General features: G+C 43.4%; 12 protein-coding genes. All 12 read left to right on the top strand.

Annotated elements, in window-relative coordinates; all coding sequences use genetic code 11:
* Positions 1-14: 14 nt before the first annotated feature.
* The 12 genes from MHH92_RS27430 to MHH92_RS27375 all read left to right on the top strand — a co-directional run bounded on the left by MHH92_RS27430 (position 15) and on the right by MHH92_RS27375 (position 23,966).
* The gene (locus tag MHH92_RS27430) at positions 15-3,728 is read left to right on the top strand and encodes an S-layer homology domain-containing protein (RefSeq protein ID WP_340907226.1); all 3,714 of its coding nucleotides are present in this window, start codon (positions 15-17) and stop codon (positions 3,726-3,728) included.
* A gap of 206 nt (positions 3,729-3,934) precedes the next feature.
* Positions 3,935-4,276, top strand: coding sequence for a hypothetical protein (locus MHH92_RS27425; protein WP_036612519.1), 342 nt, complete (start codon positions 3,935-3,937; stop codon positions 4,274-4,276).
* A gap of 519 nt (positions 4,277-4,795) precedes the next feature.
* Entirely contained in the window at positions 4,796-8,338 is a 3,543-nt protein-coding gene (locus MHH92_RS27420; protein WP_340907225.1) for an S-layer homology domain-containing protein, read from the top strand.
* Between the two features lie 138 nt (positions 8,339-8,476).
* Entirely contained in the window at positions 8,477-11,125 is a 2,649-nt protein-coding gene (locus MHH92_RS27415; RefSeq protein WP_340907224.1) for a hypothetical protein, read from the top strand.
* A gap of 135 nt (positions 11,126-11,260) precedes the next feature.
* A complete protein-coding gene (locus tag MHH92_RS27410; RefSeq protein WP_340907223.1) occupies positions 11,261-11,854 on the top strand; it encodes a hypothetical protein in 594 nt (197 codons plus the stop codon).
* A gap of 148 nt (positions 11,855-12,002) precedes the next feature.
* Positions 12,003-12,275 carry an alpha/beta-type small acid-soluble spore protein gene (locus MHH92_RS27405; protein ID WP_091036337.1) on the top strand — a complete coding sequence of 91 codons (273 nt, stop codon included), beginning with the start codon at positions 12,003-12,005 and terminating at the stop codon, positions 12,273-12,275.
* Between the two features lie 255 nt (positions 12,276-12,530).
* The gene (gene metK / locus MHH92_RS27400; protein WP_105600112.1) at positions 12,531-13,733 is read left to right on the top strand and encodes a methionine adenosyltransferase; all 1,203 of its coding nucleotides are present in this window, start codon (positions 12,531-12,533) and stop codon (positions 13,731-13,733) included.
* 208 nt (positions 13,734-13,941) lie between these two features.
* Positions 13,942-17,730 carry an S-layer homology domain-containing protein gene (locus tag MHH92_RS27395; RefSeq protein WP_340907220.1) on the top strand — a complete coding sequence of 1,263 codons (3,789 nt, stop codon included), beginning with the start codon at positions 13,942-13,944 and terminating at the stop codon, positions 17,728-17,730.
* Between the two features lie 116 nt (positions 17,731-17,846).
* A complete protein-coding gene (locus MHH92_RS27390; protein WP_340907219.1) occupies positions 17,847-19,073 on the top strand; it encodes a stalk domain-containing protein in 1,227 nt (408 codons plus the stop codon).
* A gap of 231 nt (positions 19,074-19,304) precedes the next feature.
* Complete coding sequence (locus MHH92_RS27385; protein WP_340907218.1) at positions 19,305-22,028, top strand: stalk domain-containing protein; 2,724 nt, start codon at positions 19,305-19,307, stop codon at positions 22,026-22,028.
* Between the two features lie 47 nt (positions 22,029-22,075).
* Positions 22,076-23,236: a sensor histidine kinase gene (locus MHH92_RS27380; protein ID WP_074092506.1), complete on the top strand. Its 1,161-nt coding sequence runs from the start codon at positions 22,076-22,078 to the stop codon at positions 23,234-23,236.
* 7 nt (positions 23,237-23,243) lie between these two features.
* Positions 23,244-23,966 (top strand): response regulator transcription factor, encoded by a 723-nt coding sequence (locus tag MHH92_RS27375; RefSeq protein WP_026081439.1) that lies wholly within the window; start codon positions 23,244-23,246, stop codon positions 23,964-23,966.
* The last annotated feature ends 171 nt before the right edge of the window (positions 23,967-24,137 follow it).

Raw genomic sequence — 24,137 nt, 5'->3', positions numbered from 1 at the left:
GTCCTACCTCATCGTTGACAATTACAGGTACATTTGCAATGGTCAGTGGCTCTAGTCTCAAGGTAAAGGTCGAACAGCTGAAATTAGTCGAAGTAGGAACTCTTAAAAAGTGGATTCCAGACGAGACACGTTCTGTCATAACGGCTATTACTGATAGTGGAAGTAATCGCTTTACTGCAGATAATGTTGCGCTATTTTCAGGTTTTAACAAGATTACGTTTATTGGAACACAGGGTAACAGTTCTGTAGAAAGCTCCGATAGCTTCTATGTGATGTATGATCCAGCTCCTTATATTGAGAATTTTGTGCTATATACAGATCGAACTGTTCCAGGTGGTGGTGTAAGCTACAACTTGAATGAGGGAACTGAGACGGTAGTTGATACCGAACGTGTCGATTTCCAAGGAACGGTTAAAAATGCAACACAGGTTTCGCTTTCAGTGAATGGTGCAGAGCCTGTTGATCCACCAGTTACTTCAGATGGCAGTTTTTTTGCATCACAAATTAAGTTGCTGCCGGGCAAAAACATCCTGAAGTTTAAAATTGAAGGTCAGCCTAACGGCATTGAAACAGAACGGATCGTTTATTACTTTGATAAAACAAAACCATTTATAGATCTTCAGGTAGAGATTGGTACTGAAAAAAAATCAGTACTGAGTAGAAACGAAAAGGTGACATTTACGGAAGCGAACCAAACCACAGCAAAGTTGTCTGGACAAGTGTTAATTCCTTATGCCGAAGGCAGTGGTAAATTCGCTGATGAAGGTGTAGTGACCGTTCAAGGACAAACCTACAACGTTATTATTAATGCTAATGATGAAAAGTTGATTACAGGGCCTGACGGAAGAACTGTAAAATATCGAATAGTATCATTTACGTCTAATGATGTATACGATTTGACTGCAGGCAAGAATCAATCTCTTACTGTAAAGGTAGCTCAGGGTGAATTCAGTGCAGAATATACAACCAGTTATTTATACTCGCCTGGTTCACAAGACATCACGAACCTGTACTACCTGCCTAACTTCAAACCAGGAACTGCAATTACGTCCAAAGTACCGCTTAACGGCGCGACATTACAAGAGGATAAACTGTATATTCTCGTAGAATCGAGTAGCTCACTTGATAAGACGCCAGAGCCTGTTCTCAAAGGGGCTTATCTGCCATCAGGGCTTAAGACGGTGGATATGACAAAAGTTACGACTGTCTTAGGATTAACTGATAAACAACAAGTATATGAAATTAATGGTCTTGCAAGTGGTAAGCAGCAACTTCGCTTCTCCTTCAGTGATACACCAGAGCCTGAGCTGTCTAAATTCGTTGAAGTTACCTATGCAACGATCAGTTCGATCTATGTTGGAAGCTTGCAAACAGGAGAAACTTATGAGTTTGACTCCTCTGCAGGGAAGCAATACGTTAATGTAGAGGGAGAATTGCTTGGCTTCAAAGATCTGACTGCTTTGAAAGCAGAGATGATTGTGAATGGTCAATTGACTGCAACGACTGCCACAGGACTGGTGACGGGGCCTACTTTAGATGTTGAGCCTCCAACACCTATTCCTGTAATCGAATTTCCAAAAACTCAGAAATTCAAATTCAGCTTACCGATCAAGCGGAATGGTCCAATATACTATGGAGAAAATACGATTGAACTTCGTGCCGTAGTTGATGATGGGGGCGGAAGGCCCAAAACAATTACAACCTTGCTGAAAATCAATGTGATCGATACTTATCATTCAACCATATCTACATTTATGCCAACGCGTATTCCAACAAGCAGAGAGTCTTTTGATAATTCGGTAATTAGCAATTACACACAAGAGAAGCTAAGCAGAATTTTTGCGGTGACTCCTGATTTTATCTTTAAAGATGAAAAATATGTAACGAGTGAAAAAGAGTTTGACTTGGTATTCAGAGGTGCTGGGGCCCAGAATGTAAATCTGAGCTTTGGATCAAAAGTCATTTTCAGCCAAACATTGAATAATGATAATGTGCTTCAGAGTAAAGATACTGGCGATACGGCTGATTATACCGGGTCAGACTTTGCGGGTAATCAAGATGCATTTATTGGCCGGATTCGCGGCTTGAAATTTGATGCGCCTGGAACACAAGTGTATACACTTGAGTTAATTAACAGCACAGGGGCTCGTTCTACTCAAAGAATCGAGATTGTACGTGAGCCAGCATCTTATCGGATATTAGCTCCACAGCCTACAGTGGGTGATCAGATCGTTGTTAATAAAAACTTTGTCCGCTTCGATATTGAAGCAGAAGGCGCAACTCAAGTGAAGATTGGTAAAGACATCGCTGAGAAACGTACAGACTTAAACAATCGTTTTGTGCTTGATTATGTAGATCTTAAGGCGGATAAAGAGAATAAAGTGAAGATTGAAATTACCCGTCCAGGCGGGAAAATTAATGATACGATCTCTATTTACTATACAAGTGCAGTAACGACAAATTCGGAGTATATGGCTCCGAAGGTTGCCAATAAATATACGGCGTTTAATAAAAACTTGCAGTTGTCTTTCCCGAAAGGAACTGTGTTACAATCTCAAAACTCAATCGGTGTAACAAAGTTTTATCCAAATAACAAACTGTTGTTTGGTATTGCGGAACCGAAAAAAGGGATTGTAGAGAAGATCAATGATTATGGTTATGACACCGAGATTGGTGGAGAGAATAAGCCGAAAATTGAAATACCGCTTGCTGTCTCAGGGAATTTCGCATCTTCATTGGACACAGGTGACTTCACCTTAATCTCAGATATTTACTGGATTAATGGTGGAGTCGGTGAACTGGGTAGCAAAAGTGATAGCAGCTATAAACCAGGTACGGATGGTCTCACTCCTTACAGTATGGAAGGGATCTTCTCTACATTCGCTTCTGAGCGTATTCTCACACCGTCTAGTCGAGGATCATTAATTTTGAACTATGATCCGTCTATTGTGGATGATGTTGGTGCTACAATTACGGTATTCCGTCTTTCCGATAAAACCAAAACAGGGACATGGGTTCCAATTGGCGGCAAGGTGGATACGAAGAAACATACCATTACAGTCCCATTCGATGAATTTGGATATTACAAAGTAATGAAACAGAGCAAAAGCTATGCGGACATTACTAATCACCCTTGGGCAAGAAACTACCTTAATGCCATGTATGCCAAAGGTCTGATGAAGCCATTGAAGAGTAATTCGTTTGGTGCAGATGATCGTATAACTCGTGGTGAGTTCGCAACGTTGCTGGTAAAAGGCATGAATATTCCAATTACAACGCCAACACAGCAGACCTTCAGTGATGTAGGAAAAGGTACGGGAGCGGAGATTTGGAACTATGAAGCTATTGAAACTGCAGCACGTGTAGGTATCATTACGGGACGCAGTGACGGCTTCTTCCAGCCGCAGTTACCAATATCAAGAGAAGATGCGGCGGTAATGATTGCCCGCGCCATGAATGCTAAACTGGCTGCTAATGACGACAAACTGTCGCAAGCATTAGGTAAGTCATTTATGGATTCTGGTTCAATCGAATATTATGCACGACCAGCTATACAAGCCGTAACCAAAGCCAAAATTATGGATGGAAGTCCGGTTACAGTAGCTGGATCTAAGAAAGCACAATTCCAATTCAATCCAAAAGGCAATATGACTCGTGCTGAAGCTGCTAAAATTGCTGTAGAGCTGCTTAAGAAAAGTACAGGTCTATTCCCTAAAACCTTGAGTTAATTCATTTGATACATGGAATCAATTTAGGAAGGACCTGTCCCTTACTCTAAAGGGGCAGGTCCTTTTCATGGCTGTCAATGAATTGACATAGAGTACTTTTATAATAGAAGAAACAGAATTTTTACCAATAACTATTTTTGTAATTTGCTAGAGTTTAAGATACAATAACGGTAAATACACAATGATCTAGAGGGTGAAGTTAGCTAATGAAACCGATTTATTCGAAAGCCCAGCTGGGCTACATGAAGGCAAAGACACAGTTTGAGAAGCAGGCAGTCATTCTGGAGAAAAAGTTGGAAGATACACGCAAGACTCAGGAGATCTCTCAGGAAGTTATGGAAGGGCTTGTACAGTCCACTGGCTTCCATGATGCGTATAACAATCTGGTTCTGGCTGAGAATGAGTTGATTGAATGGTCTCACACAACGATGAAGCATGAGAAAACGTACCGTGAGAACAGACAACCAATTGACGATATGTATCTGAGATTGAACAGTGATCCAAATATGCGTGCTCAAATTATTGAACTCGCGATGAAGATTAAATAACTTATATTTCCAGAACTGCACAAAAGGCATCCCAATAGGGGTGCTTTTTTATTTTATTATTTGTGAATTTTGTCGCTTCATAGGTTGAAGTTGCGGGTATAAATAAACGTTGGTAGCACAGACAAACCAGAGATCACAATTCCAGATTCACTGCTGTATCAACGGTTTGAAAAGGTTTTGAATGGCTTCAATACCCGCACTGTACCTATACATAAAAAAAATCAAAACTTTTTTTGTGCAATCCGCAACTTTTTGAAATCTACTGCGTTTAAAGTGTAGAGTCGAAAACATTGGGCCTGTTACCAAGAATGACCTCGTGAAGAATCTTGTCTATTTTTTAGAAAAAATTGCTTTACGGCACGAGAGACCCATTGTATAATACGTAAGGTAGGATTAGGAAACTACTCTATTTACGTGTGATTCTGCTTTACTAACCTAGTTTACAAGTTTCTGTGATATGCTCACAGACATCATTTATATTAACTTGCTCACAACTCTGGAAAGGGGGTGCAACAATATATGAGGAATACGAGCGACCCTATTAAAAAAGAAAATTCAAATGTTATGAACGCCCAAGGAGGAGAAAAAAAGGTTATGAAGAAAATTTTATCCGTAGCATTGTCTACAGCAATGGCATTCTCAATGTTTGCATCTGTAGCATTCGGTGACACAGCAGTTTCCCCGCAACAACAGTTTGATGCATTGAAAGCAAAAGGTATTTTCAACGGTTATCCGGATGGTACAGCAGGTCTTGACAAAGACATGACTCGCGCTGAGTTTGCAAAAGTTATCACTAAATTGCTGGGTCTGAAAGAGATCACTGGAACTCTTTCTTACACTGACAAAAACTACACAGCTAAAAACTGGGCTGTACCTTACATCGAAGCAGTAACTGCTGCTGGTATCATGGAAGGTAAAAACGTTGAGAAGAAAATCTTCGACTTCAACGGTAAAGTGACTGTGTCCGAGATGGCTACAATCCTGACTCGTGCATTGGATCTTGAAATCCCAGCTGAAACAAACAACACTGCTCCAGCTTGGGCTAAAGGTTATGTTCAAGCAGCAATCAACGCTGGTTTGGTTGATGCAAACACTAACTTCACAGCTAACGCTTCCCGTGAATTGCTTGTAGGCGCTGCTTACGCAATTGACGAAGCACAAAGCTTGAAAGTAACTTCTTACACAGTAACTGAAGGTGGAAAAGTTGTTGAATTCAAAATCAGCGACGGCGAAACTGTAAAAGTTACTTTGGATAAAGCTCTTGAAGCTAACAAAGAAACTGAAGTGAAATTTACTTACAAAGAAAAATCTTTCACTGAAAAAGTTACTTATGTTGTAGAAGCTGCAACTAAAGTACAATCCGCTTCTTCTGTTAACTTGAAAGAAGTTGACGTTGCTTTTGACGGTAAAGTAGACAAAGCTACTGCAACTGACAAAAACAACTACAGCATCGATTCCAACTCTAAAGGGATCAAATCGATCACTTTGTTGGAAGACGGTAAAACAGCGCGTCTCTTGCTGAATGAATCCAGCAAATTCGTACAAGGAACAACTTACAAAGTTGTTGCTAAAAACGTGAAATCTTCTACTGGTACAGTATTGCCACAAGGTGAAGTTTCCTTCACATCTGCTGACAATGTTCTGCCTACAGTAGCAGAAGTTAAAGCTCTGGGAACTAAAGTTATCAAAGTAACTTTCTCTGAGCCAGTTGTAGCTCCAACAAGCAGCAACTTCCAATTGGATGACAAAGCTTTTGTTGGTTCTGTAACTCAAGGTGCTAACCAACGTGAAGTAATCCTTCGTGATTACACTGGTTCGATCTCTGAAGGTGCTCACAAGTTGACAACTTCTTTGGTTGAAGACTTCGCTGGTTTGAAATCTTTGGCTGCAACAACTGACTTCACAGTAGCTGTTGATACTGAAGGTCCTAAAGTGACTGAAATCTCCGCTACTCTTGAAAAAGTAACTGTTACTTTCGATGAAGAAATCGATCCAGCTTCTGTAACTAACGACAGCTTCTACTGGAAGTCTGGCGATACTAAGAAAACTGGTACAGTAACTCAAGTTGCTTCTAACGTATATGAAGTTCAATTCACACAAGCTAACCGTCTGCCAGGATATGAGTCCACTTTGTTTGTAGAAGTTAAAGACTACTCCGGTAACGTTAATGCTGTGAAAGAACACAAAATCAATGCAACTGTTGACTTGGTTCGTCCACAAGTAGTTGAAACTACATTTGGAGATCGTACTAACACATTGACAGTTCGTTTTGACAAAGCTGTAAGTGCAGCTGATAAAAAATACTTCACTATTAAAAAAGGTGACGATGTCATCCCAGTAAACAGTGTAGTAGCAGCTGACTCTTCCAACAAGATCTTCTACGTTACTTTCTTTAACACACTTGCAACTGGCACTTATAACTTGAAAGTTGCTGATGTTCAAGACACTACAGCGTTGAGAAACACATTGGTAGAATTCAATGGTACATTCGTAGCTAACGATACTGCGAATCCTTCCATCTCTTCTACAGATTACAATGAGTCTGCTCGCAAAGTAACATTGAACTTCGGTCGCGAAATGGACCTGGCAACTGTTAATACTAAAGGTAACTACTACATTAACTTCGAGAAAAACGGTGCTAATGCTCAAAACATCGCTCTTCCAACTGAAGTTAGCGTAAACGCAGTTAACGGTGGTAAATCCGTAGTACTTCAGTTCCCTGAGTTCATCGATGGAACTAAAGTTACATTCGGACCGAACGGATCCGTTAAAGGTGTAGTAGCAACTGGATTGAAATCCAAAACAGGTCAAGTAGTATCCTTGGATGCTTCTAGCTTGAAAGATGCTGCTGCTAACCAATTGAAATGGACTAACGCTGTACAAAAAGATGCTAAAACATTTGAGTTGACTTTCAACCAAGTAGTTGCATCTGCAAACGTTAGCGATTTCCAAATCGCTGGTAAGTATCCAGCTTCCGTTAGCATTGATGAGAACAAAGTTACACTGAAAACTGTTGATGAAGTAGCGGGTCAAACTCTTGTAACTCTGTTTGCTAATAACTCTGTTGAGACATACTCGAACAACAAACTTAACTTGTCTTCTAATGCTTCAATGACAGTTAACAATGCTGTATCTCCTCGTGTAACTGAAGTTTCTACTAGAGAAGCAGTTGCTGGAGGACAAGAGTTTACAATTACATTTACAAATAGCGTAGGATTTATTACTAACACTTCACAAGATGCTATTGCAAATGATATCATTGTTAAAGATTTGTCTGTAACAAATACTCCAGCATTGACTCCAGTTGCTGATTATAAAGTTACAGATGTTACTGGTAACACAGTAAAAGTATTGTTGACAAAAACATCTTCACTTGACAAGCCAATTTCTGTTCAAGTTAAAGATGCTAAGTATCTTGTGGCTAATGGCACAACTACTAAGGCTACTGATTCCAGTGTTTACACTGTTACAGCTCCATCTGCAAGTGTAACGAATCCAACTGCAGTTGGTACTAGTATCTCTGCAGAAGTTGTTGGTAAAAAAGCAACAGCTGTTGGTACTCAAATCACTTTGACAGCTACTAATGCAACTGATGCAATCAATACTCAAGCAGTAGTTGTAAATGCTGAACCAGTTGCTGGAGCAATTACACCAGGAAGCATCAGTTACGATGCTGGAACAAAAGTCTATACTGTTGCAGATGATGTAACTGTTAAAACTTTGGTTGCTTACATCAACGCTAATCAATTTGCTGACTTCACAGCAGTTGCTACTGTAGCAGATGATAGCATTGCTACTGTAGATGCTACACACACATTTAGTGGTGGAGTAACTGCTAAAGCTGGTGTGCTGACAGTTAAATTGAGTAAAGCCGCTACCGATTTGGCTAACAACTCTAAAGTAACTATTGGTAATGACACTTATGATGCTACATTGAATGCTGCAAAAGATGCTATTCAAGTAACTTTGGGTAGTAAAGATGTAGTAGGTGAGCAATTCAAAGCTACTGTATTGGATGGAACTAAACAAGTTGCAGTTGCAACTACTATTTCTTCTAACTAATACTTTAATAAAGTAAGAAAGACCGGAGAGATTATCCTCTCCGGTCTTTTCTATTTTAAATCCAACAACATCGTAACTTTCTCCCCATCCCAAACGTTTATACTATAAAGCAACAAGCAACTTATGGGAGGTTTGGAAGTGGATCATAAAAAGGTCATAACGACTTTGATAACTAGTATGTTATTCATCAGTTCAAGTGGCGGCTTAGTAGGTGCCGCAAGTACACCAGCTAACTCAGGTAAACCTGCTACAAATAACAGCGCAACAACAAAGAAGCAACAGACAACAACCACGAACAAAGTCGTACATACACTGGCTAAGGTACCTGCGGTCAAAGTGACCGCACGGAGTACCGTGAAATTAACCGACGTCAATATTTTGTCTCAAGACGACGGGAATACGGTGACGTATACACTGACGTATAAAAATAATGACAGTACACCGATGATGATGCTCGATTATTGGAGCAAAGTAAAAACAAAAGGTGGAACAAGCTTCTCTCCAAAGCTGATCGCTAAGGATCAGGAGAAAAAGACGGTATCACCGGGTTCCACGGTAGATCTCACATACGTTATGAAGGTTGGACGTGAAGTGAAATTGAGTGATCTGAACTTCCTGATTGTAAAATGGGATTTCAGTAAACCGAATTATGAAAGCACGCTGGGGAAATTCAATGTTCCCACCTCATATAGCATCACTACACCTGTAGGTAAAACAAAGACGGTTCGTCTGAGTGATTCAGCCGTCAAGGTTAAAGTCTCGGGTATTAAAGTGTATCCAGGTGAAAATAAGAAGCAATATGTCAAAGTTGGCGTGAACTTGAACAATATTAGCTATAAGCTATTGGATAATCCAAACATCAAGTGGATTCTACGTACACCAGGTGGTACGAATTATCCGTTGACCCCGGATAAGGATAGTACAGGTGTCAGTATTCAGGCACAGGCCAACAAAACATTAAATTTAATGGCTTCATTGCCTACAGCGTTGAAACTGGAAAAGTCCGAATTACTGCTAGTGGAAGAACAAGGTGAAGAGAAGACAGCTCTGCCAGTTGCTGCACTACAGCTGCCCGAAGCTAGCCAAACTAATGTAAACGTAGCAACCAATCAACCGAATATCATCTCGATTGATGGACAACCTGTATCGACTCTTTTGGAATCTGCTCGTGTCCGTGGTGAGGACGAAGAGTTTGATCTAACGATGCAGTGGGTCATTAAGAACCAAGGGAAAAAAGAAGTTAAGGTTCCCAAATACGCATTAGAGATCCGTACAGAAGATGGTACTGCCTATCCGATCGAGACAAAGGCACTGGATGATCTGAAGTTGAAGCCAGGTGCGACTAAAACGATCAAACTGAACTCTACGATCCAAGGGAATGGGGATACCAGCAAAATCAAATTATATGCGATGACACCTACAACCAAAGATGAGAGCAAAGAAGGGGAGACGTCTGGCGGAGGCACGAGTGGCTTTGAGTTCTCCTATCCGGTTGGCATCTATGCTATTCCTGAATCCGTAACAAGTGGAGATGGACTTACGACAGAAACGGTAATTAAGAATAGTAAAGGTACATTCGGTGTATCTGTAGGCTCCTTGCAACGTCTCCCATGGACAGACAGTGATATTATTGCTGCCAAGGTCACCATTCGTAATGCATCGGCCAAAACGGTCCAATTGCCTGAGCTGGAAGCGATGTTCACGATTGATTCCGCACGCATTGATGGAGATACGAAGCTGATTAGCGCGCAAGGGGGCAAGTTGCTTGGTTCTGGCATGGTCACCGAAGCTTATCTCTTGACGAAAATTCCATCTGAACTCAATATGAGCCGTCTGGAATTAACTTTGCAGGAGAAAGTAAGTGAGGAAGAAAAGAACGATTGGATTACCCTTAGTACGTCCGGTTTAATTCAGCCCCTCTCTTATGTAGGCGAAGGGAAAACCTATACTCAAGGAACTGCAGATAAAGAAACAGAGCTGGGCATACGCAGAACATATGTATATCCGGGATCTTCGTCCGATATTGTATACACCGAATTCGAGATGACGAATAAGTCTCTGCGTCAGAGTGGCCTTGCGAAGTTGGTAGGATACTACAAAACAGCAGATGGTCAATATTACAAAGCAACAGCTAAGCAGGCAAACCGTGTACCGGGACCAGGTCAGAAGAGTATCGTTACGTTCTGGGCCAAAGTGCCGAAGAGTGTAAAAACATTATCTGATATGCGTCTGATTGTAGGTGAAGGAGTTGCTGATAACAAGTTTGTCACCGGTGAAGGTGATGCAACGGCTTATGTTAATGCCATGTCATTTGAAGTACAACCGAAATCATTATCTGTTCTATCTTCTCTGAATGATATAGACTTGTATCCGTTCAAATTCTCGGGCAGCAATATTAAAGCTTACCTTACAGGTGGAACGGCAGTACAGATTGAAATGATCTACTCCTTAACACAGGAGGAAGCTGTGGATAGTGGAGAGTACGGACACAAGCTGATTCTATCTCTAACTGATGGGTCAGGTAAAGTGTTTGATAAAGAGATCACACCTGGAACTGATCTGAAGACAGGCATTAACCAAACTCTGAACTGGAGTATTGATGATACGGTATTTGATAAGATCCGAGGTGGATCGTATCGCGTTGCCCTGTATGATGTGTTTGAAGGTCAACGTATACGCCTTGCAGAACAAGGTTATAGCTACGATGTATCCAAACTGCCTAAAGAAGAACCGATCATCCCGGAGTTCCCGGAAGAGGGTTCTAATAATCCCAATAATAATCGGTAATTTGTACGAAAATTAAGATATTTTAAAGCTAAGACCTCGCTTCCACATCTACGGAAGTGAGGTTTTGCTTGTCGCATGACGTTTTTTTCTCTATAGTTAAAGTTAATAGATTACCAGAGGAGGAAAATGATTCACATGAAACCTTATATGAAAGTATCCCTCGCTGCGCTCGCCATTGGTGTTGGCGTGTGGGTTGGGTCGGTATACAGCAATACAGCCATCGGTGCAGGTACAAGCCAGCCAGGAACAGCAGATGATCCGGTTGTAACAAAGAGTTATGTAGATCAGCAGATCCAACAGGCTTTGGGCGGTAAGGTCCCGACTGGAAACGGTAGTACCAATACGGGAACAGACAGCAATGCAGGAAATGGTAACAACACCGGCTCTACAGGAACCGGGAACTCCGGTAGCACAGGTGGAGATACATCACTTCCTCCACTGGTCTCGGGCGCTTCTGATGCCGTTGAGATCGTAACCGTGAAGCCAGGTCAACAGCTGATCGGCAAGTCTGGCGCGGAGTTCATTGTACGTAGCGGCAAAGCTGTGATCGTCAGTGAAGGTACGAATGGTGTAGCGGATCTGACGGACGGGATTGACCTGACGAATGGACAGGCAGCGCCGACCAATCACCTGCTCTCTTTTCCAAGGGATGGACGGGGGATCACGGTTTTGGAAGGAAACAAATATAGCCTGACTGTAATGGTTCGTGGTGGATATACTCTGAAATAGGATTTGTAGCTGTTAAAGGAATTATTCATTAGTCATACATTTCATTTGCTCAGATTACCCAGTTCTAACAAACATTAATACGGCTAGCCAACCTTGTTCCTGTTCACTCTATAACTGTTGACAATTAATTAATGGAGGTGCAGGAACCATGGCTAGAAGCAATCGCAAAGTGGTACCCGAAAGTCGTCAAATGCTGGATCAGATGAAGTATGAGATTGCTGCAGAGTTTGGTCTTAATGTGGGTTATGGTGGCAGAGGTTTGGCTGGTTCAGATACAGAATTTGGATCTGAACTGGGTGAAGTAAGTGATCACTCCTATGGGCAATACAAAGGGTGGGGACATCTGACTTCCCGCGAGAATGGATCGGTTGGTGGAGAGATCACCAAAAGGCTAATTCGCCAGGCAGAACAGCACTTATAGGGCATTTTCCTTACCCCATTTCGTTTGACACGTCTTGACAAATACGTTAAGATGGCACTTGAGGTATGCAACCTTTTCCACTAGGGAAAGGTTGATTTTCGTTTGAGGCAATTACCTGAAAAATCCTTATCTTCGGTACTGCGGACCCTGCGTCCTTATTCCATTTTGGAAAGCTTCGAGGGTACAGTGAACGAATCGCTGTCATGTTTTGTTCGGGCAATCGCCATACTACTAGTTATGGGAGGTTGAAACTTCATGTCTGTTAAAGGCCGACATCTATTTACTTCGGAGTCTGTAACCGAAGGACATCCGGATAAAATCTGCGATCAGATCTCAGACGCCGTATTAGACGCATTTCTTGCAAACGACCCCAATGCTCGCGTAGCTTGCGAAGTTTCCGTAGCCACAGGCTTAGTGCTTGTCATCGGTGAAATCAGTTCAGCTTCTGAATACGTGGACATTCCGTCCATCGTTCGTAATACAATTAAGGATATTGGCTACACACGTGCCAAGTTCGGTTTTGATTATAACACTTGTGCAGTTCTGACTTCTCTGAATGAGCAGTCCGCTGATATTGCCCAAGGCGTTAACGCAGCGCTTGAGAACCGTGACCCGGAACAAGTCGCTCGTGAAACAGAAAACATTGGTGCAGGTGACCAAGGTCTGATGTTCGGTTTTGCAACGAACGAAACACCAGAACTCATGCCTTTGCCAATCGCTCTGTCCCACCGTATCGCACGCCGTCTGGCGGAAGTGCGTAAGAACGGTACATTGGAATATCTTCGTCCGGATGGTAAAACGCAAGTAACGATTGAATACGACGGTGACAAGCCGGTACGTGTGGATACAATTGTGGTGTCTACTCAGCACGCTGAAGAGACTACACTGGAGCAGATCCAAAAAGACATCAAAGAACATGTAATCTTGCCTGTCGTTCCAGCTGAATTACTGGATGAGCAGACTAAATATTTCATCAACCCAACAGGACGTTTCGTTATTGGCGGACCTCAGGGAGATGCAGGCCTTACTGGACGTAAAATCATCGTAGATACCTACGGCGGTTATGCACGTCATGGTGGTGGTGCGTTCTCTGGTAAAGATCCAACAAAAGTAGACCGCTCCGCAGCATATGCGGCTCGTTACGTAGCGAAAAACCTTGTAGCTGCAGGACTTGCAGACAAAGTGGAAATCCAGCTCGCTTACGCGATTGGTGTAGCCAACCCGGTATCGATTAACGTGGATACATACGGAACTGGTAAAGTCAGCGAAGAGAAATTGGTTGAGCTTGTGCGTAACAACTTCGATCTTCGTCCGGCTGGCATCATTCGTATGCTGGATCTGCGTCGCCCAATCTACAAACAAACCGCTGCATACGGTCACTTCGGCCGTACAGACTTGGATGTACCTTGGGAGCAAGTGGACAAAGTAGACCTTTTGAAAACTCAAGCAGGTCTGTAAGTTAGGTGCAGTAGTAATGAAGCCCTTGATTCCGTTAAGGAATTAAGGGCTTTTTTGTGCTTCCATCGATTTCACTGCTTGTCATGGTCAAAGGAAAAATTATGGAATATATCCCCAAATAACTAAATGAAATCCCTTCTCTAACCGAAATACATAATGAGGTCTGTACATCAGACAGGGGAAGAAATGCAGATAAGGGGGAAGATCAGTGGATTTGAAGAGAATTGCAAGAAAAGGCATGCTCGGAATCTTAATTGTTATGCTGACGGCTCAAGGTTGGCTTACGGGTTGGAGTGGAGTCGAGCAGGGAGCATATGCGGCCAATGAATTAAGTGCAAATGGAATAACGAATACTGTTCCTGCCGTGAAAGGAACGAATGTGGATAGTTCAGTACCATTCGTTATTGATTTTGATAAACCTGTTCAGAAGGCACCTGGTACACAAAGTTCAATCTTGATTAAGCGTTTGGATGACAATACAACGATGGGTTCGGTGCTGGTATCCAGTTACCAAGTTGTGATTGATCCCACACCACCGATTACAGATCCTACGACACCGGATGCGGGAGACAGTACGCCTGCGCTAGATAGTGGCCTACGAGTGACTATTACACTAGGCAAGGACAAGGTTCTACCGGGAGCAACATACTACGTAGAGATAGATAATAAATCATTTGTTTACGCGGACAATACTCCATTTCCGGGACTGACTAACAAAGAGTGGACCTTCAGCACTCTGGGACTAGGCTCAACATCCCTTGTGAGTAGAATTCCTGATAACGCAGCAATGGTATCTCCTTCAACTAAGGTAGTGATGACTTTCGATAAGCCGGTAACCGCAGGTAGAGGGAATCTCATTATTTATCAGGGAAGAGTTGGTGGTACTGTATTTGAGCAGATTCCAGTAAATGCAGGAACAACTCGAATTACAGGTTTTGGAACCAATACGATTACGATCGTTCCCACGAATAACTGGAACAACAACACTACATATTACATCGTAATGCCAGAAGGTTTTTTGAGGGATAGAAATGAGAATGATATCAGTGCAATTAGTGGGAATGTTTGGGGATTCAATGTCATATCTGATCCGACGTCCCTTATGGTATCTACTGTATCTCCCGCAAACGGTACTACCAATGCACCATTAACGGGAAATTTAACAGTTACGTTCAACAAAGATCTTGATCCGAATTACATTCAGAATGTAACGCTCAAAAAATCAAATGGAGCAACCGTTGCATCCAAGACAGCCATTAATAGTGCAAACAATAGACAATTGCTGATTACACCTGCGAGCGCATTGGATAGCAACACAAATTATGTGGTAGACATTCCAGCCAATACGTTTCGTGATAAAGCAGGAAATACATTTACAGGTCTTAATGGGTCTACATCATGGGCCTTTAAAACATTAAGTGCAGATACAACTGCACCTGTGTTGAAAAATGCTAAGATGCATAGCAATAACACCATTCGCCTGACGTATGATGAGTGGCTGTACAGCACTAATTCGCTGAGTAGTACTTATGCTGTAACTGTAAATGGTGAAAAGAGGAATGTCAGCTCCACTTATATCTCAGGTGACAGTGTATATGTTGTCTTGGATACGGGTGTAGCGGTAGGACAGGTTGTGCGGATCGCATATGCACCCGGTACTACAGGTAATCGTCTTACAGATCAGTCTTCCAATGCTGCGGCTGCTTTTGGCGCACGAGATGTGGAGAACGGTTTAGATTCTGTCATGTCCAAGCCGCGAGAAGGTAACGTGTATTACAGTACAATGACGTTGTACTACCCTGAGACGGTATATATCACTTCAAGTGATGCAGCAAGACAATTCAGTGTAACTGCGGATCAGTCGGCTGTAGGCATCAATAGCATATCGATCAATGGCAGCTCTGTGGTGACGTTGAATCTTAGTCGATCCATTACGGATGGTGAAGTCGTTCAGGTTGCATACACGCCAGGTTCATGGCCTGTAAAAGATACACGTGGACAGGCTCTTGCTGGATTCAGCGGCTTTTATGTCCGCAATTCAATTGATACCAAACCACCTGAGTTTAAGAGTGCTGAGGTGAGTGGTAACAAGGTATGGGTGCGTTACAATGAACCACTGAACACGACGAATAAACCGCTCAACAGCCAATATTCTGTTCTGGTCGATGGCAAGCCAGTCTTCGTTAATGATTCAGAGATCGAAAATGATCTGGTCACATTAACGCTGGCTTCAGCGGTGAAGGATACACAAAATATATCGCTATCTTATGTACCTGGAGCATTGCGATTAACGGATCTGAACAATAACCCAGCAGGATATCTCAATCTGACTCCAGTAACGTACACATATGGAAATGGCAAAATCCTTTCGGCTACGCTTCAGGGAGACACGGTTCAGATTAATTTCCGTGATTCAATCCAGTCCCAGGCTGCACTAACAGCATCTCAGTTCAGTGTAGTGATTGGTAATTCAACCACAACTGTATTGTCTGCTTCAGCTTCTGGCTCTGTGGTGACGTTGAAAGTGGATACTTCAGCAGTAACATCGACAGCTACTCAGACAGGAACGGTGAGTTATGTACCTGGGGCAGTGCCGTTGCGGGATGCGTCGAATGTCACGATAACAGCATTTGGTCCACTTACGTTACAACAGACGAATAATAGTTCGAACAATAATCAGTCGGGAAACCGTCCTTCCTGGTTGGCGGAATTGGATGCAACGAGCTATGGTCAGTCTTTACTTGTGATGAATAATACTACGGCTTCTGCTGTATCTGCGATGTCCCACTATAATCGCCCGACTCGTCAATTCAACGTGGATGCAACCAAGTTGATTCAGTCCTTTGAATACGCTGGAGCAAACGGGAAATTGACTCAGCCGGTGGTATTTGAGATTCCGGACAGTGAATCGGCTGCGTATGTTGGATTCCCATTAAATGCACTGACTCAGATTGCTGCAAGTTATCGCACAGGCACTATTGGTGTGAAATATGGCGATCTTCTCTGGACGGTGCCACTGTCTAATTTAGATATGGCGGCTATGAGTCGGAGTGTAGGAACGTCAAACACAAGTACAACGACAGGAGCAGCGGTTCCATCCTTATACGTTCAGTTAGAGACGGTACCTGTGTCTTCATCGGGGACGATGGAAGGCTTGATTGCAGGTGCAGGAGCACAGAAGCTTGGCAACTATACGGACGTATATTTGTATGCCGGTAATGGAACAAGCGATCAACGTGTAGATCAGAATGTCAAAAGCCAACTGGCCATGCAATTGGCTGCCAATACCCCGAGTGTAACATCTGGATTTACGTATATTGATCCAGTTACATTTAGGTTATCCAATGTACCTAGTTCCTTTAAAAATACGACAGGTGGTGTAGTTGTTCGAGGACAGCTGAATGGCAATCAGTCGGTAGTCCCTGTTAACAACATCGTTAGTTATCCGGATACGGCGTCACACTGGGCTAGTGAGGTCATTAAGGAGCTCTCTGCCAAATGGATAATTAACACACCGGGTGGTTCCTTCTACCGACCGAATGAGAACATTACACGTGCGGAATTTGCTGAATTGGTCGCTAGAGGTCTAGGACTGAATGGAGAACCTACTGCAGCAAGTCGTTTCCAGGACGTTCGTAGCGGTAGTGTGACAAGTGCCTATATCGGTGCTGCTGCTGAAGCGGGAATCATTACAGGAAATACCGATGGTACCTTTAAGCCGGATCGCCCCATTACGCGTGAGCAGATGGCACTTATGATGGTACGTGCGATGAACTACGGTGGGAAAACAGTTTCTCTTCAATCTTCGGCTGCCACCACTCTATCCAAGTTCAAGGACAGCAACAAAATCCAGTCTAAGGATTCTGTTGCCAAAGCGGTGCAGGAGGGAATCATTCAAGGCATGACAGCCAGAACATTTGAACCTCAGGGAAATGCAACTCGTGCACAGGCAGCAGTCATGTTGAAACGGGTTTTGGACAAATTAGGATATCTGTAATAGTAATTAGCTCTTTATCTTAGTGAAGCGAAATCGATCAGGGGAATAAGTTCAACTGGTTGGTTTCGCTTCTTTATATTATAAAGTCATAAATTTCATGGATAGAGGGTGTAAATTTGCTTAAAAAAATGCTAGTTTTTGTCCTCGTTCTGGGGTTAATATCTATACCATCACTGGCGTATGCTCAAGATAATAAAGAATCCATACAACTGTACGTAAATGAAAAGCCAACAAATATTAAACTGATGACAAAATCAGGAACGGTGTATGTTCCGTTTCGAGAGTTTATTCAACTAATGGGGTACCAAGCGGATTACTCAGTGGTAGATCGAGAGATCTCAGTTAAGATCGGGAAATCAAAATTTATCTTTCTACCGGACGATGGTTACATTAGTGGATCGGGAGATTACTACGAATTACAAAGGCCAGGTATTCAGATTGATGGAAAATTCTTTTTACCTATCCGTTATGCCGCCTGGTTAACCAAGCATGCGGTTAAGTATGATAAAAAGTCGAATACGGCGTGGATGGTGCAGTATGGGTATGGTCAAGAGAAAGAGATACTTGATTTGATAACAACATATGATAGAGCTTTCACTGTAGAACTACTAGCTTCAGATCATATGCAGAGATCTTATTTGACGGATAGTAAGATAGCACCCCAAGTGAGCGAAATCCCTGATCGAATCTACAATGTCGATATCACAAGCATTACATATGAATCTGCGAACCAGGCATTATTGTACGTTACTTATATTCATAATAATCAGGTAATGGACGACCAGCATGAGATCGTATTCAGAATTAAGAAAGAAAATAATATGTGGAAAATACTTCAGGATCGATATCTTTCCAGTAATACTACGCTTCCAGAAGATATCGATAAATCTGTACATACGATAAAAGAGAATTTTAATGAGAAGCAACAAAATGTCCTATCTGACCTCAGGCAATATTATAGAGCGTTTAATCAGAAAGACTTTGATTTAACGTATAAATACACTTCGCCATTTGATATTGGACGAATGAACGCAAATGCAGTTGATGAATGGAGAACATGGGAGCACATTACAAGAGCTTCCTTTGAGTATGGAGACACTACGTATCATATGTCTAATGAACGAGTCGTGTTTCTTGGGGAGAACCAAGCTGTTGTTCATGCAACCTTGGAATGGAGCTACATCTCAGAGAACATAGAGCAGAACCATTCTATATATGAGGCGCTGATCTACCTCGATTACGCCAATGGGCACTGGAATTATAGTTATGATCATGACATTAGTGAGAACGAAGAGGACCCCAATCGAATGTTACCCGAAATTCATTTCCCAGAGTTAAATTGAAAATATAACGAATATCAGTATACAGATAAATTCCCATGTATGAGTAGCTAATTGCATACATGGGTTTCTTTTTGCCAAGAATCCCCTCAAAGTTAGCTGGGGGCGTAACTTTTTTCACAAAAAGTAGTCTATTAATAGAAGAGTATACTAGAGATCTCGCTATCGGCTGCCTACTTGGCAGTGTTCGTGATGTCTAAGATTGATATACAAGATGGGAGAGACGTTTCAGACATGCTGGGGAAACATGAGAAACAGCTGGAAGACGTTAAGGGCAGTAAGGTGAAGAAATGGGCGATTGTGACGCTGGCGGGTGTGATCTGGATTGCACCGGTGATGAGCGCAGGTGGGCAGATGTGGTCAGGCACTTCGTGGCAATCGGTGGCCGCTGCAGCATCTACCAATACAAGCAAGTTGAGTGAAGAAATTCTGACTTCGGGTGCGAAGCTCATGAAATACAGATATACAACAACACGTTCCGGTTCCAAGGTCAACGTACTGGCGGATGTAGTCCAGGTGGATCTGCAGAACCCGTATGTGAAGCTGGATGTAATGACAGGCAAGGGCGGTAATCTGAACAGTAAACAGAGCACAGGTGCCATGGCCAAGGAAAATGGTGCAGTAGCTGCTGTAAATGGCGATTACTTCAATGTATCCGGGGAACTCTCGCCAATTGGTGGACAGGTCTCCGATGGCGTTCTGGTCTCCACACCATCCGAACTGTCGGGCATGTATGCCCTCACGGTGACCAAGGATGGCAAACCGATGATCGACGAGTATTCTTTTGACGGAACAGTGAAGGCGCAGGATGGTTCAACTTTTGCTTTGCGTGGGATAAATAAAGAGGATTATACGGTAGAGTCGGGCGCGGTGAAATATAGTCATGCCAACTCGATGTATATTTATACACCGGCATGGACCTCCTCCAAACGTCCAAATGATCCTTCCACAACGCCGACAGAGGTTCTCGTGCAGAACGGAGTAATTACCCAAATCTCGGATAAAAAAGCGCTAAACATGACGGTGCCGAAGGATGGGTACATTTTGCGTGCGCATGGAACAGCAGCAACATGGATCATGAGCCATCTATCCGTTGGGCAAACCTTGGATGCGGATTACAAGCTAAAAGCCAAAACAACCGGACAATCGGTTGATCCAAGTAACCTGGAGATGATGATTGGCGGTCACACCATTTTGGTAAACGGTGGCAAGGCAGCTTCATTTTCCCGTGATATCGCCTCTTCCGGCATCGGTGGCATTCGTGCAAGAACGGCAGTAGGATACTCCCAGGATGGTCGGTATGTCTATATCATTGCAGCGGAGAAAAACAGTAACAGTAGCGGGATGTCGCTGACGGAACTGCAATCCTTTATGACCAGTGTGGGTGTCTGGAAAGGCATGAATCTGGACGGAGGCGGCTCCACAACAATGGTAACCCGTCCGTTGGGTGAGCAAACCGCCGGTCTGACGTTCAACACAGAGTATGGCACCGAGCAACGTCAGGTTGTAAACACGCTGGGTGTGTTCTCTACGGCTCCTGTAGGTAAACTGAAGGGCTTTGCCGTGAGTGGTAGCCAAACGTTGCTGGTGGGGCAAGAGGGCAAGTACACAGCCAAAGGATATGACACCTACTACAACCCGATTGCAACAGGCGATATCAGCATGTCCTGGAAGTCCAGCAACAATGGCATCGTGAGTGTCAGCAACGGCACAATCAAAGGCGTGAAGCCAGGCACAGCAACGCTGACGGCAACGAGCAATGGAGCTTCATCTTCCATTAAAGTATCGGTATTGGGTGGAAGTGAATTGGCTTCACTGACAGCAGGATCAGGTCTGGGTTCGCTCAAAGCGGGCACAACGATGTCCATTCCGGTAACGGCAACAACGAAGAGCGGACAAAGTGTGACGGTTCCGGCAGACTCGCTGACATGGGAATTTATCGGATTCCAAGGTAAAGTTACTGCTGACCAATTAACCGTATCTTCCGTCAATTCCGGTGCACAAGTAGGATATGCGATTGGTCGTTATGATGGTTACAGCACGGTCATTGTACTCTCGGCTTCTGCCAGCGAAACGATCTGGGAGAACTTCGAGAACGTGAATTATCCGATTAACTTCACAACGAACGCAGCGGGTGTAACTGGTACAGCAACCGTTACAGCAGGAACTGGTGAAAAAGCCGGCTCCAATGTACTGCAACTCGGTTATGATATGACTGCTGGAACAGGCAAAATGTACGCTTATGCACAACTGAATGGCTCTACCGGTAGAGAGGTATCTGCTGCAGCTACATCGATGTCGATGGATGTTATGGGAGATAAAAGTCTGAACTGGTTACGTGCCGAATTCACAGATGCCAATGGCAAAACGGTATATGCCGATCTCGCCAAGGCGATTGACTGGAACGGGTGGAAGAAGCTGAGTGTGGACCTGAACGGACTGAACATCGCCTATCCGGCGAAGCTGAAGCGGGTCTATGTGGTGAACGTGGAGGAAGGTCAGGATGAGCGTGCGAAATCAGGTACGGTTGCTTTTGACAATATCGCATTCACGATGCCTTCCAAGTCCAGTGAAGTCGGATTGCCTACGGGAATAGCTTCGCTTGTGCTTGGACAGAAATCGATGACGGTGAACGGAACGAAAAAAGCCATTGATGCAGCACCGGTCCTGAAAAATGGTACAACGTATGTGCCAATCAAACATGTTTTGGACGCTTTTGGTGGCCAAGCAAGCTGGGATAGCAAAAATCAGCGAATCACGGTAATGCGTGGTGGCAAGCTGATTGATCTGGTTGTAGGGCAGAAAGAATTCATTCTGAATGGTAAAAGACAGAGCGCAACTGTTGCACCATACGTAACGGGTGGTAGGACTTTAGTCCCGTTAAGACTCGTTTCCGAGCAACTTGGTCTGACTGTAAAATGGGAACAGAAAACGAAGACCGTTACCATCTCATCGTGATATGGTATGATATATACCGGAAACGATAGAAATGGAGTCGAACAAACGTGGATTTACAAGCCGATGCCATAGACCGCGTCATTAAAAACGCCATACAAGTCATGGAAAACAGCAAATATCAAATGTTCGAGATCATGGACGCGACTCGCGATGAGCTGAAAACACTTAACGAAGAGTTAAAGTCGGTGTTGAAGGAGACGGCGGAAACGATCGAGAAAGTAGATCAATTGGAGCTGAACTACCGCCGTTCCCGGATCCGGCTGACTGAGGTTAGCCGCGATTTTGTCCGTTATTCCGAGCATGATATCAAGCAGGCGTATGAGAAAGCAACACAGCTGCAGCTGGATCTGATGATTTATCGTGAGAAGGAAATGTATCTGAAGGCCCGTCGGGATGACCTACAGAAGCGTGCCAAAAATGTGGAAGCTTCTGTGGAGCGTGCCGAGACCATCGGTTCGCAGATGGGTGTTGTACTCGAATACCTGTCAGGTGAACTGGGTCAAGTGACCCGGATCATCGAATCTGCCAAAAATCGACAAATGATTGGTTTGAAAATAATTTTGGCCCAGGAAGAAGAACGGAAACGTATTGCTCGTGAGATTCATGACGGGCCTGCGCAGATGCTCGCCAATCTAGTGCTTAGGACGGAAATTGTAGAAAGAATGCTCATTAAGCAGGATTTTAAGATGGTCCAGGCCGAAATAGTAGATTTGAAAGGCCAGGTTCGTTCCAGTCTTGAAGAGATGAGAAAAGTTATTTTCAATCTGCGTCCTATGGCACTGGATGATCTGGGACTGATTCCAACGCTTCGGAAGTATGTGCAGGATTTTGAGGTAAAAACGAAAATCCGGTCGCTTTTTGAAACAAGAGGTAAAGAACACCGTTTATCTTCCGCGATGGAGGCAGCGATCTACCGCCTCGTTCAGGAAGGTCTGTCGAATGCTGCAAAGCATGCTTATCCCACTTATGTTGTAGTGGAAATTACATACCAGGCTCAGCTCGTCAAAATTGTCGTTCAGGACAATGGGCTTGGGTTCAAACCGGAGCTTCTTGCGAAGAAAAGCAAGGATCATACCCACTTCGGTCTGATTGGGATGAGAGAACGGGTTGAACTGTTAGAAGGAAGAATAGAGATTGAATCCGGAGAAAATCAAGGAACCAAAATAGTGATTCATATCCCGACAAACGTGGATAAGGGAAAGGAGTAGCAGGATGATGGAAAACCGTGATACTGGTAAAGCATCGATTAAAGTTCTTTTGGCTGATGATCATCAGCTGTTCCGTGAGGGACTGAAACGCATTTTAAATATGGAGGACGACATTGAGGTCATCGGCGAATGCGGCGATGGAATTCAAGTGCTCGAATTCTGCAATCAGGATAAACCTGATATCGTATTGATGGATATCAACATGCCAATCGAAAACGGGGTTGAAGCAACGGAGAAATTGCGTGAGCTGTTCCCTGATGTCAAAGTGATTATCTTGTCCATTCATGATGATGAAAGTTATGTGTTTGAAACGCTTCGTAAAGGGGCTAACGGATACTTGCTGAAGGATATGGAGGCCGAGTCTCTGATCAATGCGATTCGTTCCGTGCATGAAGGACATGCGTTCATACATCCGAAAGTAACAGGCAAACTGATCATGCAGCTGCGTCGTATGACGTATCTTAATGAAACAGGGGCAATGAGTGAAGGAGCTTCGAAGGAAGCAGGTGTTAAATTTGTCGCTGGCGACAATAACCCGCTTACACGTCGTGAGGCTGAAGTGCTTCGCTTGATGGCAGAAGGTAAGAGCAATAAAATGATTGGTGAATTCCTGTTCATCAGTGAAAAAACAGTAAAAAACCATGTCAGCAGTATTCTGCAGAAGATGGAAGTAGACGACCGTACACAAGCCGTTATCAATTCGATCAAATATGGTTGGGTTACGCTCTAATACCTTATGTTTTTCGTAAAGCAGTATTCTTACGGTAAGTCAGTCCATTGGTTGATTCAACCTAGACGAAGTATAGATTGGTGTTCACTCGCGCCCTTTCCAGAATGTTGGATTGGTCTGCGGGTTAATGGACTTTATCACTGCAAATGAGCAAAGTGTAAGGGTGTGCGG

It is taken from the genome of Paenibacillus sp. FSL M7-1414 (assembly GCF_038003195.1).
Classification (GTDB): Bacteria; Bacillota; Bacilli; order Paenibacillales; family Paenibacillaceae; genus Paenibacillus; species Paenibacillus amylolyticus.
The sequence above is the reverse complement of the archived record's forward strand: the minus strand, read 5'-3'. Positions and strand labels throughout refer to the sequence as shown.